This window comes from Pimelobacter simplex, from assembly GCF_900114845.1.
Lineage (GTDB): Bacteria > Actinomycetota > Actinomycetes > Propionibacteriales > Nocardioidaceae > Nocardioides > Nocardioides simplex.
On sequence record NZ_FOUK01000004.1, the window covers coordinates 303,228 to 316,259 of the forward strand.

General features: G+C 72.9%; 15 protein-coding genes. 8 read left to right on the plus strand and 7 right to left on the minus strand.

Translation table 11 applies throughout. From position 1 onward, the window contains the following. The first annotated feature begins 11 nt into the window (after nt 1-11). Entirely contained in the window at nt 12-1,115 is a 1,104-nt protein-coding gene (locus BM223_RS18275; RefSeq protein ID WP_141267430.1) for a sensor histidine kinase, read from the plus strand. Further along, nucleotides 1,112-1,762, plus strand: coding sequence for a response regulator (locus BM223_RS18280; protein ID WP_038675775.1), 651 nt, complete (start codon nt 1,112-1,114; stop codon nt 1,760-1,762). Before BM223_RS18275 ends, BM223_RS18280 begins: the two co-directional genes overlap by 4 nt. On the opposite strand, the gene BM223_RS18285 is transcribed toward BM223_RS18280, so the two are convergent. Further along, nucleotides 1,752-2,645, minus strand: coding sequence for an alpha/beta hydrolase (locus BM223_RS18285; protein ID WP_200887041.1), 894 nt, complete (start codon nt 2,643-2,645; stop codon nt 1,752-1,754). The genes BM223_RS18280 and BM223_RS18285 overlap by 11 nt on opposite strands. A gap of 89 nt (nt 2,646-2,734) precedes the next feature. On the opposite strand from BM223_RS18285, the gene egtB reads away from it, so the two are divergent. From egtB to BM223_RS18305, 4 genes are all read left to right on the plus strand, one after another. After that, the gene (egtB, locus tag BM223_RS18290) at nt 2,735-4,018 is read left to right on the plus strand and encodes an ergothioneine biosynthesis protein EgtB (protein ID WP_038675777.1); all 1,284 of its coding nucleotides are present in this window, start codon (nt 2,735-2,737) and stop codon (nt 4,016-4,018) included. Beyond that, the gene (gene egtD, locus BM223_RS18295) at nt 4,015-4,992 is read left to right on the plus strand and encodes an L-histidine N(alpha)-methyltransferase (RefSeq protein ID WP_052138061.1); all 978 of its coding nucleotides are present in this window, start codon (nt 4,015-4,017) and stop codon (nt 4,990-4,992) included. Before egtB ends, egtD begins: the two co-directional genes overlap by 4 nt. A gap of 113 nt (nt 4,993-5,105) precedes the next feature. Beyond that, nucleotides 5,106-6,713 carry an alpha/beta hydrolase gene (locus BM223_RS18300; RefSeq protein WP_052139197.1) on the plus strand — a complete coding sequence of 536 codons (1,608 nt, stop codon included), beginning with the start codon at nt 5,106-5,108 and terminating at the stop codon, nt 6,711-6,713. 71 nt (nt 6,714-6,784) lie between these two features. Beyond that, nucleotides 6,785-7,744, plus strand: a complete 960-nt coding sequence (locus BM223_RS18305) for a hypothetical protein (RefSeq protein ID WP_038675779.1) — start codon at nt 6,785-6,787, stop codon at nt 7,742-7,744. Here the strand turns inward: BM223_RS18305 and BM223_RS18310 are convergent. From BM223_RS18310 to BM223_RS18320, 3 genes are read right to left on the minus strand one after another with little or no spacing between them, the layout of a single operon-like run. Further along, nucleotides 7,725-8,519, minus strand: a complete 795-nt coding sequence (locus BM223_RS18310; RefSeq protein WP_038682995.1) for an MBL fold metallo-hydrolase — start codon at nt 8,517-8,519, stop codon at nt 7,725-7,727. The genes BM223_RS18305 and BM223_RS18310 overlap by 20 nt on opposite strands. An 11-nt stretch (nt 8,520-8,530) precedes the next feature. Further along, a complete protein-coding gene (locus tag BM223_RS18315; RefSeq protein ID WP_038675781.1) occupies nt 8,531-9,190 on the minus strand; it encodes a sterol desaturase family protein in 660 nt (219 codons plus the stop codon). Next, nucleotides 9,187-9,918: a FadR/GntR family transcriptional regulator gene (locus tag BM223_RS18320; RefSeq protein WP_038675783.1), complete on the minus strand. Its 732-nt coding sequence runs from the start codon at nt 9,916-9,918 to the stop codon at nt 9,187-9,189. Before BM223_RS18320 ends, BM223_RS18315 begins: the two co-directional genes overlap by 4 nt. Nucleotides 9,919-10,037: 119 nt before the next feature. On the opposite strand from BM223_RS18320, the gene BM223_RS18325 reads away from it, so the two are divergent. Then, on the plus strand, nt 10,038-10,832 hold the full coding sequence (locus tag BM223_RS18325; RefSeq protein ID WP_141267429.1) for an SURF1 family protein: 795 nt from the start codon (nt 10,038-10,040) through the stop codon (nt 10,830-10,832). Beyond that, entirely contained in the window at nt 10,829-11,164 is a 336-nt protein-coding gene (locus BM223_RS18330) for a DUF3817 domain-containing protein (protein WP_038675785.1), read from the plus strand. The genes BM223_RS18325 and BM223_RS18330 overlap by 4 nt, the downstream gene beginning before the upstream one ends. Nucleotides 11,165-11,336: 172 nt before the next feature. On the opposite strand, the gene BM223_RS18335 is transcribed toward BM223_RS18330, so the two are convergent. The 3 genes from BM223_RS18335 to BM223_RS18340 all read right to left on the minus strand — a co-directional run bounded on the left by BM223_RS18335 (nt 11,337) and on the right by BM223_RS18340 (nt 12,926). Then, a complete protein-coding gene (locus BM223_RS18335) occupies nt 11,337-11,903 on the minus strand; it encodes a hypothetical protein (protein ID WP_141267428.1) in 567 nt (188 codons plus the stop codon). Between the two features lie 24 nt (nt 11,904-11,927). After that, the gene (locus tag BM223_RS30095; protein ID WP_255319145.1) at nt 11,928-12,305 is read right to left on the minus strand and encodes a matrixin family metalloprotease; all 378 of its coding nucleotides are present in this window, start codon (nt 12,303-12,305) and stop codon (nt 11,928-11,930) included. Between the two features lie 321 nt (nt 12,306-12,626). Beyond that, complete coding sequence (locus BM223_RS18340; protein WP_038675789.1) at nt 12,627-12,926, minus strand: hypothetical protein; 300 nt, start codon at nt 12,924-12,926, stop codon at nt 12,627-12,629. Nucleotides 12,927-13,032 lie beyond the last annotated feature (106 nt).

Consider the following 13,032-nt stretch of genomic DNA (forward strand, 5'->3'; position numbering starts at 1 on the left):
CACTCGTGCGCGTGCTGAACCGCCTGCTGCCGCTGCTCGCGGTGGCCTATGCGGCGGTCGCGCTCACCGACCTGCTCAGCCGGACGACGCGTCCCGCCGCCGAGCTCGCGGTCGGGGTCGCCGGGACGCTGGTGCTGAGCGCGACCATGGTCCTCGCGCCACGCGTCCCCCTGGCCGCGCTGCTCACCGCGGGCGCGACGATCACGATCGAGTCGGCCGTGCACGCGGACGTCGCGATCTCACCGGCCGCGACACTCGTCAGCATCTTCGCGGTCGGCCGCCTCGCCGACCGGCGCCGCGCGCTGGTCGGCCTGGCCGCGGCGATCGCCAGCGTCCTGGGCTACTACGCCTTCAGCCCGCCGGGGTCGCCGGCCGAGCTCGTCTCCACCCTGGCCGCGTACGGCGCCTTCTGGGCGGTCGCGTACGCCTGGGCGCGGCGCGACGAGGAGGCCGAGCGGGCGCGACGCGCGGACCGGGCGCTGCTGCTGGCCGAGCTGCGGACCCAGATGGCGCGCGACCTGCACGACATCGCCGGGCACACTCTCAACGTGGTCGTCGTGCACGCCGGGGCCGCCCGGCTCTCGCTCGACGCCGCCCCGGACACCAGCCGCGCGCTCCTCCGCCAGATCGAGAGCGTCGGGACCGACGCGCTCGGCGACCTCGACGACGCCCTCGGCATGCTGGGCGAGCCCGCCGCCGAGCTGCGGCCGACGACGGTGGGCCTGGCCGATCTCCCCGCACTTGTACGGCGCTTCGCCGGCTCCGGCGTCGACGTCACCCTCACCGTCGGGCTCGCGACCGACGCCGAGGCCCAGGGCAGGACGGAGCGCGAGGCCTACCGGATCGTCCAGGAGGCGCTCACCAACGTCCTCAAGCACGCGGCCCCCTGCACCGTCCGGGTCGAGGTCGTCACCGACGGCGGCGACCTCGTCGTCACCGTCACCGACGACGGCAGCGGCCCCGAGCCGGACTGGGCGCCGGGCCGCGGGATCGCCGGCATGCGTGAGCGTGCGGCGCGCCTGGGCGGCACCGCCGAGGCCGGCCCGGACCCCGAGCAGCGCGGCTTCCGGGTCCGCGCCCGCCTGCCGCTCACCGCACCGGACCGGCGGCCATGACGACCCGCGTCCTCATCGCCGACGACGACGCCCTGCTCCGCGCGGGGCTCGCTGTCGTCGTCGGCACCGATCCCGGGCTCGCGCTGGTCGGTGAGGCAGCCGACGGTCTGGACGCCGTCCGGCTCACCCAGGAGCACCGGCCTGACGTCGTCCTGATGGACGTCCGGATGCCCGGGGTCGACGGCATCGAGGCGACCCGCCGGATCGTCGCGAGCGGCAGTCCCGCACGGGTGCTCGTGCTCACCACCTTCGCCGACGACGACTACGTCGCCCAGGCGCTGCGGGCCGGGGCGTCCGGCTTCCTGCTCAAGCGGGTCGCGCCGGAGCGGCTGCTGGAGGCGATCCGCACCGTCGCGCAGGGCGACGCGCTGCTCGACCCCGCCGTCACCCGCGCGGTCGTCGCCCGCTCGCTGACTGCCGTACCGACCACGGCGGACCCACGTCTCGTCGCCGCCCTCACCGAGCGCGAGCGCGAGGTGCTCGCGCTGGTCGGGGAGGGCCGGTCCAACCCGGAGATCGCGGCGCTGCTGACCCTCGCCGAGTCGACCGTGCAGACCCACGTGAAGCGGATCCTGGCCAAGCTCGGCGCCCGGGACCGCGCCCAGGCGGTGGTCGTCGCCTACCGCAGCGGCCTCGTCAGTCCGTGAACGTGCCCTCGATGAAGGCCAGCACCCTCTGCTCCAGGGCCGGCCCCGTGCCGGGCGCGCCGAGCATGTCGGTCCCGTGGAAGCCGCTCGGGTCGATGACGAGCTCCTTGTCCGCCGCGGCCGAGGCCTTGTGGACGACGCGGACCTGCTCCTCGACCGCTCCGTCCATGTCGCCGGGAGAGACGACGAACAGGCTGGGTGCGGTGATCCTCTTGACCGCGCGGGGGCTGTTCAGCCCGCCGCACCAGGCCGGCGAGGACATGTTGAGCAGCCCGACGAGCCGCTCCCTCACGCCGTCGCGGGCGCCGACCACCGCGCTCGCCGTCCCGCCGCAGGAGGCGCCACCCAGGAAGACCCGCTCGGCACCCTGGCGCTCCAGCTCGGCGAGGGCGGCCTCGGTGTCGCGCTCGATGTGCTCGTTGTCGGGCGTGCCCTCCGAGGCACCGTGGTTGCGGTACTCGGGCAGCACGACGAGGTAGCCGTCGGCGGCGAGCCGGCGCGCCAGGCCGAGGAACGAGCAGATGTAGTAGCCCTGCTCGTGCGAGAGCAGGACGCCCTTGGTGCCGCTGCCGAGCACCAGCGTCGACAGGTGGACGCCGTCGCTCGTGGTGAGTGTCGTGGCGTGCCGGCGCAGGGAGGGCGGCACGCAGCGGTTGACGAGGTAGCCGCCCGGCGTGCGCACGGTGCGGTCGGGCACGGACGAGCGGTAGCGCGCCGGCGGCAGCGGCGTCACGGTGGGCGCCTCGGAGCCCGGCGCTCCCGAGGACGGCGCTCCCGAGGCCCGCGTCGGCGGGGCGTCGACCTCCGGGTCCGCCGTACCCGAGCACCCGACGAGCACCAGGAGAGGCAGGGCGGCCAGCAGGTGCATCAGGCGCCGGGTCACGCCGGAAGTCTAGGAGTGCGTGTGAACATCTCCTGACGCCTGCCCCGGGCCCCTGGGCATTGTCGGTGGTCCGGCCTACTGTCGAATCCATGACCGTTACCCAGTGGACGGCAGATGCTCTCCTGACGCGGTACGACGAGGTGCGCGGGCACACCGAGCGGCTGGCCGCGCCGCTGTCGCCCGAGGACCAGACCGTCCAGTCGATGCCCGACGTGTCGCCCACGAAGTGGCACCGGGCGCACGTGACGTGGTTCTTCGAGACGTTCGTGCTGGCCGACAACGAGGCGGGCTTCGCGCCGTACCAGGACCAGTACTGGTTCCTGTTCAACAGCTACTACGAGGCCGTCGGGCCGCGCTACAACCGCGCCGAGCGCGGGGTGATCAGCCGTCCGGGGGCGCACGACGTCGGGCGCTACCGCGGCAACGTCGACGAGCGCTTCCGCACCCTCGTCGACGGCCTCGACCAGGGCAGCCTCGACAAGCTGGCCGGCACGATCGAGCTCGGCTTCCACCACGAGCAGCAGCACCAGGAGCTGCTCCTCATGGACATCAAGCACGTGCTCTCGCTCAACCCCCTCCAGCCGGTCTACGCCGGCGCCCCGGCCGAGCGCAGCGAGCCCGACGGGCTCGGCTGGGTCGACGTCGAGGGCGGGCTGGTCGAGATCGGGCACCGGGACGCCGGCTTCTCGTTCGACAACGAGCTGCCGCCGCACCAGGTGTGGCTCGAGCCGTTCCGGATGGCCGACCGGCTCGTCACCAACGGCGAGTGGCTCGCGTTCATGGCCGACGGCGGCTACCGGCGTCCCGAGCTGTGGCTCTCCGACGGGTGGGCGCAGGTCAAGACCCACGGCTGGGCGGCGCCGTTCTACTGGATCGAGCTCGACGGGGTGTGGTTCGAGCACACGCTGCACGGCACGTTCCCGGTCGACCCCGGGCTGCCGGTGAGCCACGTCAGCCACTACGAGGCCGACGCCTACGCCGCGTGGGCCGGCAAGCGGCTGCCCACCGAGGCCGAGTGGGAGCACGCCGTCCGCAGCGACGACGCGCAGGCCGAGGTCGCCGGCAACCTCGCCGACACCGAGACCTACCACCCGCGCGCCGCCGGGCCGAGCACCGGCCGGCTGCGCCAGGTCTACGGCGACTGCTGGGAGTGGACGTCGTCGGCGTACCTGCCCTACCCCGGCTTCCACCCCGCCGCGGGCGCGATCGGCGAGTACAACGGCAAGTTCATGTCGAACCAGATGGTGCTGCGCGGCGGCTGCGCGCTGACGCCGCCGGGCCACGCGCGCGCCAGCTACCGCAACTTCTTCCCACCGGGCGCGCGGTGGGCGCTGAGCGGGGTCCGGCTCGCCGACGGCGGGGTGCGCGCATGAGCCACCGCGAGCCCGAGGTGACCGTGCTGCTGGCGCCCGACTGGGCCAGCGGCAGCCTCGCCGACGACGTCCGCCGGGGCCTGACCCGGCACCCGCGCACCCTCCCGCCCCGCTGGCTCTACGACGACCACGGGTCCGCGCTCTTCGACCAGATCACCCGGCTGCCGGAGTACTACCCCTTCGCGGCCGAGCGCGCGATCCTCGAGACCCACGCCGACGAGATCGTCACCGCGAGCGGCGCGACCTCGCTCATCGAGCTCGGCAGCGGCACCAGCGAGAAGACCCGGTTGCTGCTCGACGCCTTCACCCGGTCCGGGCAGCTGACCCGCTTCGCGCCGGTCGACGTCTCCGAGGCCACGCTGCGCGAGGCCGCCGACCAGATCGCCGAGCGCTATCCCGATCTCGAGGTGGCGGCGGTGGTCGGCGACTTCACCCTCCACCTGGCCCAGCTGCCGGCCGGCGGACGACGCATGGTCGCCTTCCTCGGCGGCACCATCGGCAACCTCTACCTCGAGGAGCGGCGGGCGTTCCTCGGTGCCGTCGCCGACGTCCTCGAGCCCGGCGACTCGCTGCTGCTCGGCACCGACCTGGTCAAGAGCGCCGACCGCCTGATCGCGGCCTACGACGACGCGCAGGGCGTCACCGAGGAGTTCGTCCGCAACGCCCTCGTCGTCGTCAACCGCGAGCTCGGCGGCGACTTCGACCCCGCCGCGTTCTCCTACGTGCCCTTCTGGGACCCGCACATGGAGCGGATGGACCTGCGGCTGCGCGCCGAGGTCCCCCAGCGGGTCACGATCCCGGGTGCCGAGCTGGTCCTCGACCTCGCGGTCGGCGAGGAGATCCGGATCGAGATCTCGTCGAAGTTCCGGGTCAGCCGGATCGCGGCCGAGCTCGAGGGCGCTGGGCTCGGGGTGGCCCGGGTCTGGACCGACGCCGCGGGCGACTTCGCGCTGACTCTTGCGGTCAAGTCCTGAACCCACCGCAATTTTTCCCGGGATTGGGTATGGACGCGGACCCGGTGGAGGAGGCAAGGTCGGTCGGGTGCCGGGTCGTCCCCGGCCGCTTCTCACTCGGAGGGATGAACCACGTGAAGAGATCACTCACGATCCTCGCCTCGCTCGCGGTGGGCGCCGCGGTGCTGGTGCCGACGGCCAGCAGCACGGCCGCGCCGGCAGCGAGGACGACGGCGACGGGCGCGGCCGGCGCCGCCGAGCGGGCGCCGCTGGTCTGGGGCGCGTGCGAGAGCGAGCGCCTGCAGAACGCGGGCGCCCAGTGCGCGATGCTCACGGTGCCGCTCGACTACGCCAAGCCGGCGGGCAAGAAGATCAAGATCGCCGTCAGCCGGGTGCTGCACACCGATGCCGACTACAAGGGCATGATCGCGGTCAACCCGGGCGGACCGGGCGGCTCCGGCCTCGGCCTGGCGACGCTGGGTGGCGCGATCCCCAACGGCGTCGGCGCGAAGTACGACTGGTACGGCTTCGACCCACGCGGTGTCGGCAGCAGCGAGCCCGCGCTCAGCTGCAACCCGAACTACAAGGGAGCCGGCTTCAACCGGCCCAACTACGTGCCGACCAAGCCGTCGATCATGAGCTGGTGGCGCAAGGTGACGCGCAATTACGCCAAGGCGTGCGGCAAGGCCGACGCCCGACGCCTGCTCAACCACATGAAGACCACCGACGTGGCGCGCGACCTCGACAGCCTGCGCAAGGCGGTCGGCCAGAAGAAGCTCAACTACTACGGCTTCTCCTACGGCACCTACCTCGGCCAGGTCTACGCGACCCTGTTCCCGAAGCGGGTCGGCCGGTTCGTGTGGGACGGCGTCCTCAACGCCAAGAACGCCTTCTACAAGGCCAACCTCGAGCAGAACGTCCAGTTCGACAAGAACATGAACGTCTACTTCCGCTGGCTCGCCAAGAACAACGCGACCTACCACCTCGGCAGCGACTGGAAGGCCATCAAGAAGGGCTACTACAAGCTCCGCAAGAAGCTCGACCGCACGCCCGCGGCGGGCGGCAAGCTCGGCCCCGACGAGCTGGACGACGTGATGCTGGGCGCCGGCTACTACGTCTACGGCTGGGCCGAGATCGGTGCGGCGTACGCCAAGCTGGTCCGCACCGGTGACGGTGCCGACGTCCTCGCCCAGTACGCCGGTCCCGGCGACGACAACGGCTTCGCGGTCTACAACGGCGTGCAGTGCACCGACGCGAAGTGGCCCGGCTGGCAGAAGACCAAGGCCGACGCGTGGCGGATCCACCGCAAGCACCCGTTCCTGACGTGGGGGAACACCTGGTACAACGCGCCCTGCCTCAACTGGCCGGCCAAGTCCCGCAAGGCCTTCGCGGTCAGCGGCAAGAAGGTGAAGTCGCGCATCCTGCTCATCGGTGAGACCCGGGACGCGGCGACCGTGTTCACCGGTGCCCTCGCCACGCGGCAGGCGTTCCCGTCGTCGTACCTGATCGAGGGCGTGGGCGGGACGACGCACTCGGGCTCGCTGTCCGGGATCGCGTGCACCGACAACCTGGTGGCGAGCTACCTCGACACCGGCAAGCTGCCGGCGCGCAAGCCCGGCAAGCGCAGCGACCGCAAGTGCGACCCGGTCCCGCCGCCGCCGGCGTCGACCGGATCGGAGCGCCGCAGCGGGGCCGACGGCTTCCGCGACCTCCTGATCGAGGCGCAGCTGATCGGCCGCTGATCCACCTCACCCCAGGGGCGTCGACGCGAGATGTCGGCGCCCCTGGGTGCTTCTCTGGCAAGATCTGGCTGGTGAGGGGCATCCGGGTCGGCGCGGCGCTCGCCGGTGTGGTCCTCCTGGCCGCGTGCAGCAGCGACCCGAAGCCCGTCTACCAGCGCTCCCCGGAGCCCCGGGCCGAGGTCAGCGAGTACGACGGCTCGCAGGAGCCCTCGGCCGCGGTGCTGGCGCTCGTGCCCACCGCCGCGACCACCCTCGCGGTCACCGACTTCGACCAGCTCCGCCTGGTCCTCGGCTTCGGCACGCTCAAGGGCTCGAGCCCGGCGCCGGAGCGGGAGCGCTTCTGGCGCCAGGTGCCGCGCACCGCGAGCCTGTCCACCGGTCTGCTGCGCCCGGTGGAGGCCCAGCTGCGCGAGCGCTTCGGCTTCGGCCAGGACGACGTTGCCTGGGAGGCGACCTACTCCGGCGGCGGCGCCGAGGGCTGGGTGCTGGCGTTCCACGGCGACCTCGCGATGGCCTCGGTACGACGGGCGGTCGGGGCCGGCGTCGGGCCGCTGCGCGGCGCGGTGGTCGACGCCGACCACCGGCTGGTCACGTCCGCGACCCCACCGGACGCGGCGCAGTCGTGGGGGGCCGAGCCGGACCTGGTCGCGCTGACCGGCGGCGAGGCGGTGGCCACCTACCTGCAGCGGGGCTGCGATCCCTTCGACACCGTCTTCGGTGCGGGCATGCAGGCCCAGCTGGCCGCGGCGCCTGCGGCGGCCCTCGACAGCCTCGACCCGCTCGACGCGTACTCGGTCGCGCTCGGCACCGAGCTGGTCACGGCGCGCCTCGGCGAGAACCGGTCCGACGCCTTCGAGCGGGCCCGGCTGGCCGACGTGATGCCGCCGACGAAGCCCGACTTCGGGTTGGTGATGAGCCGGGCGGTGGCCGACCCGGCGAGCGGCCGGATCGGCTACGTGCTCGCCGACCCGGCGGCCGCGGCGCGGCTCACCCGGACCCACCACCTGCCGTTCACGGTGTGCCCGGGCTGATCTCCGTGCGCAGGGCGTCGTACTGCGCCTTGTCGTGGGCGCAGATCACGGTGACCTCGCCGGACCGCCCCTGGGCGAGCTCCTGCAGCCGGGCCAGGTTGTCGAGCCGGCGCCGGTTGTCGACCGCCATCAGCCGCTGGAACGCGGTCAGCGAGGCGGGGCAGCGGGCCGGCACGTCGAGCTGCCCGCCGTGGAAGAAGGCGTCGCCCGCGTGGAGCAGCCAGGTGCCGTCGTCGCGGCGGACGGCGACGCCTGCGTGCCCGCGGGTGTGGCCGGGCAGCGGGATGATGAGGACGTCGTCGTCGAGCGCGGTCACCGACGCGAAGCCGAACCACGCGTCGGAGCCCTCGGTGTGCGGCGTCCAGCGCGGGCCGTGCGCCCACTGGCCGGCGACGTAGCGCGCCTTCTCGCGCGCGGTCGGGGTCGTCGCGGCGGCGTGCTCGCGGGCGTGGACGTGGACCCGCGCCTGCGGGAAGTCGCCGATCCCGCCGGCGTGGTCGAGGTCGAGGTGGGTGAGCACGATGTCGGTGACGTCGGACGGCGCGAAGCCGCGCGCCTTGACCTGGGCCAGCGCGGTCTCGGCCGGGTCGAGGTCGGGACGGACGGTGAGCAGGAAGGGACGCCCGAGCCGCCGGCGCCGGGCCAGGTCCTCGGTACCGAAGCCGGTGTCGACCAGGGCCAGGCCGTCCGGGCGCTCGAGGAGCAGCACGTGGGCGACCATGGTCGGCCCGAGGGCCGGGCGCATGGTCGCGCAGTTGAGGTGGTGGATCCGCACGCCCTGCATCCTCACACGCTTCCGTGCAGGTTGCGGGCGGTCGGCGAGGTCGGGACGGTGCTCGGGTCGGGCGCGGTGCCGAACAGGCGGTCCGCCGTCCCGGCGGAGGTGACGGTGAACCAGTAGTGCTCGCTCTTGAAGTGGTGCAGGCGGTGGTGGCGCCAGATCCGGCGGTACCAGGCGGAGCGCGGCCGGTAGTCGCTGTGGAGCAGGTAGTGCGTCCACTCGTAGGCCGACTTGATCGCGTAGATCGCCACGAGCAGCGAGAACATCGCGGTCGGCGTGGGGGTGACCAGCCAGGCGAGGGCGGTCCAGGCGGGTGCCAGCCACAGCTGGACCTGCCAGGGGATGAAGACGAGCGGGAGGGCGCGCGGGTCGGCGTGGTGCGCCCGGTGCTTGCGGGCGAGCAGCGGGTCGAGGGTCAGCCCGGCGACCCGGCGCGGGCGCCAGTGCAGGATGCAGACGTGGACGACCCACTCGACGACGGGCAGGACGGCGACCAGGCCGACGGGGATCGCCAGCTCCCACCACGAGCCGGCGCCGGCCAGCACCCGGCCCGTGATCGCGGCGACCAGGCAGGTGCCGAGCAGGTAGGGGCTCGGGTGCCGCCAGAACTCGGCGTGCACCTCGGCCAGCGACGGGCTGGAGGTCCGGCGCTCGACGGTGCTCACTGCTCGGCCTCCGACGTCTCGAGCGCCGCGAAGGCGGTGAGCAGTGCCTCGGCGGTCGGCGTCAGGACCCGGCTCGCGGCGGCGCGCGCGGTCTGCGCGTCACCGGCCCGGATCGCCGCGGCGAGCAGCCGGTAGGGCTCGACCTGGCCGACCTCGTCGGCGAGGACCGCGGCCAGCGCGGGGAGCGCCGGCTCGTACGCCGTGCGCAGGCTGTTGTACATGAGCCGGAAGACGAGCGAGTCGGCGCCGTCGACCAGCAGGTCCCAGTAGTCGAGGGCGAGCTCCTGCCAGGCGATGGCGTCGGCCGTCGCCGTCATCCGGTCGATCACCTCGTCGAGCCCCGCGGCCAGGCCCGGCCCCCCGCGGGTCGCGGCCAGGGCCGCGATCCCGGGGCCCACCTCAGCCCGGGCCTCGATGACGCTGCGCCCGATCGCCGCGTCGAGGCGGCCGCCGCGCACGAGCAGCCGCGGGAGCAGGTCGAGGCCGGCCGCCCGCCGGAAGTCGCGCACCGTCGTCGCGCCCCCGTGCCGGACCTCGACCAGGCCGGTCTGGGCGATCCGCTGCAGCGCCTCGCGCACGGCGGGCCGGGAGATGCCGAGCACCTCGGCCAGGCGGCGCTCGCTCGGCAGCGGCTCGCCGGCGACGAGATCGCCGTCGACGACGCCGTCGAGGAGCTGGTCGAAGACCTCGTCGGAGACCGAGCGGCGGGTGACAGGGCGCAGGGGCATGGCCGCCACGCTAGGCGGCGGCGGCCAAGTGGTCAAGTGGTAAGACCAGTTGCGATCGGTGGTGGGGAACTGAGCAGCCCGCCGCCGCCCGCGGTGGGACCGGCTCGTACCCTGCAGGGGTGGTGCGGTGGTGGAGCGTGCGGATGTGGGGGGCCCACCTGCTCGGCCTGCTCTGCGTCAGCATCGCGGTCGGCATGGGCGTGTGGCAGTACGACGCCTGGCAGACCCGGCGCGCGGCCGAGCGGGTCGACCTGACGAAGTCCGACCCGGTCCCGATCACGAAGGTGATCGGCCCCGACGACCCGTTCCCCACCGCCGGCCTGGGCCGCCCGGTCGACGTCCGCGGGACCTTCCTGCCGGGGGGCACCGTCCTGGTCGCCGACCGGCCCAGCGACGACGGGCGCTCCGGCGCCTGGCTGGTCACCCCGCTGACCGTCGGCGACGCGGCCGCCCCCGCCGTCCCGGTGGTGCGCGGGTGGGTCCCCGACGGCACCGACCCGGCCTCGCTGCCGGCGCCGCCCACCGGCGAGGTCGCCGTCCTCGGCTGGCTGCAGCCGCCCGAGAGCAGCGGTCCGGTCGACGACGACCCGAACGACGACGTCCTGCCGGTGCTGCGGATCGCCGACCTGGTCCAGCGCGTCGACCAGGACCTCTACGGCGCCTACGTCATCGCCGAGGAGCCGCTGCCGTCCGACGCGGCGGCCGGCGTCGACCACGCGACCCTCGACCAGCTCCCGCAGGCGAGCCGGTTCACCGCGCTGCGCAACATCCTCTACGCGATCGAGTGGTGGGTCTTCGCCGCCTTCGCGGCCTTCATCTGGTTCCGCTATGTGCGCGACGCCACGGCCGAGCCGGACCTCGAGGAGGCCGACGCCGAGGACGCCGGGGACGACGCCGTACCCTCGAAGCCGTGACCAAGCTCTTCAACGTCTACCGCGTGCTCGCGCTCGTGGTCGGCGTGCTGCTCGTCGTCGGCACCCTCGGCTCGCTGCTGAAGTACCTGCTCGAGGACGGCTCCACCCTGCAGCAGCTCGGCGACGACCTGACGCCGATCTGGCTCGTGCACGGGTGGATCTACATCGTGTACGTCGTCGTGGCGTTCCTGCTCAGCCAGAAGGCGCGCTGGAGCATCCCGCAGCTGCTGCTGATGCTCGTCGCCGGGCTGATCCCCGGGCTCATCTTCTGGGTCGAGCACCGCGTGGCCGTCCGCCTGCGCGAGGACCACCCGGAGCTCGCCCGCAGCTAGCGCGTGGCTCCCAAGTCCGCCGTAGGGCCGTGTGGCCCGCGCACCGCGCGGGCGCGGCTGGTGAGGTTGGACGGTCGAAGGCCGCGGTCGTGGGGAGCCGCGGTTGTTCTCATCAGGTGCCGTCTTGAGCGGTCACTGCTGCGGAGACAACCGGTCGCCGAGGCGCCAGCGTTCAGAGCAGGCTTCGGATGTCCCTGAGGGAGTCGATGACGGCCGGGATCGCGTCCTCGCCCCGTGACTTCCGATCGAGTTGGCCGGTCGAATCGACCTGATAGACGCCCGCGCCCCCAGGGACGACCCATTCGCCGGTCGGCTTTCCGCGTTCCCATTCGAACGGGGTGAGGAACAGGACGTAGTCCTCGCCCTCGACGAGCGCGGGCGGCACCTCCGATTCCTGATCGGGAGCGGTGATCATCCGGACAACGAGCTGCTTGTCCGCCGTGCCCTTGAGGAAGTCGAGGACCTCGACGGTCACTGAGGTGGCTGGCACCGGTGCCGCCCCTGCTTGGTCCGCGGGGACCTCTTTGGCAGTGCCCGGGACGACCCGTACCTTCGCGATGACCGGTACGTCTTTCACCAGGTCCTCAAGTGAGGTGTAGGTCTTCACACGGCTGACCTGGATCCGGGGAGCGGTCTGGCCAGACTCAGGACTTGCGACGGGCGCTTCGGACTCAAGCCCGCATCCTGCGATGGCAAGGCTCAGGACGGCCGTGGCAGCCACTTTCACTGCGGAGTTCATGAGATCTCCCTTGGCCTCGGGCCGCTAGTAGATGAAGTTGATGCCGTCGGCCTGTGGCTTGACGTGATTGCAGACGAAGTAGCGGCTCGAGGAGGTGTACATGATCGGCTGGGTGGCGCAGTTGGATCCCCCGGCATGGCCGAGACCCAACGCGTGGCCGATCTCGTGCACAGCCACCTGTCGCCGTCCGGTTGAGCTGTAGTCAGCTGTGCAGTACCGGTTGTAGTCGGTCTTCGACGGATCAGTCTGTGTTCCGGTTCCACACCAGGTGTGGCTGGGCGAGCACGTCGACTGATGGCCGCGGGCCAGAGCAGGACGTCTGCTCTCCCGGTGTGCCCGAAGCCCAGGGTTCGAGCCGGCCGTCGACTGATGTGCGACTTCAGCGCGTGGGCGTGCCGGCACGCATTGAGGGGGTTCGTCGACCAGCTGCGCCAGGCCTGAGCTGCCGTCCCAGATCCGCCCCGGACCGGCGGGGCGGATCTGGGACCTAGCGGGCAGCAGGTCGCCGACACGCGCAGAGGGCTGGAGTACTGGTGGGCGAGGCCTCGAACCTGCCAGTGATCACGGAACGGTCGCGACTTCACGCCGTCCGAGGGCGGCACTAGCGGCGCGGTCTGCTCCCCCCGAACATCGGCCAGGACTCGTCGCGAGGCATGCCAGTGTCAGGCAGCACTACCTGCTGCGCTGCCAGTCGGAGTCTCACGCTAGGCCGAGCGGCCCTGCTCAGCCCTGCTGCGGCTCCTCCGGGAGCGGGTCGGTCAGCGGGTCCGGCGCGCTCGCCGGCTCCGGTGCGTTGTCGACCGCGCGCGGGTCGACGGCCTGCGGCTCGGGGGCCGGGTCCGGCGACGGCACCGGCGGGGGCGTGGGCACGGGCGGCGCGGGGGGCGTCGTCGTCCCGGCGGGCTCGGGGGCGGACTGCCACAGCGAGGCGTCGTCGGCGCCACCGGCCTGCAGCTTCTTGGCGATCGTGGCGACGAGCGCGCCCAGCGCTCCGAGCACCACCAGCTTCTTCAGCTTCTTCATCCCGAGCTCTCCTTCGACCAGTGTGCGCGGCCCGGACGGGCCGTTCCTCCATCCCACCATGGCACGGGACCGGTGCCGGGCACGAGGTCAGTAGGATCGAGGGCGT

Coding starts and splice junctions, on each gene's coding strand:
- BM223_RS18280 (WP_038675775.1), top strand. CDS start 1,112: ATGACGACCCGCGTCCTCATCGCCGACGACGACGCCCTGCTCCGCGCG.
- BM223_RS18335 (WP_141267428.1), bottom strand. CDS start 11,903: ATGAACTCCGCAGTGAAAGTGGCTGCCACGGCCGTCCTGAGCCTTGCC.
- egtB (WP_038675777.1), top strand. CDS start 2,735: ATGACCGTTACCCAGTGGACGGCAGATGCTCTCCTGACGCGGTACGAC.
- egtD (WP_052138061.1), top strand. CDS start 4,015: ATGAGCCACCGCGAGCCCGAGGTGACCGTGCTGCTGGCGCCCGACTGG.
- BM223_RS18340 (WP_038675789.1), bottom strand. CDS start 12,926: ATGAAGAAGCTGAAGAAGCTGGTGGTGCTCGGAGCGCTGGGCGCGCTC.
- BM223_RS18320 (WP_038675783.1), bottom strand. CDS start 9,918: ATGCCCCTGCGCCCTGTCACCCGCCGCTCGGTCTCCGACGAGGTCTTC.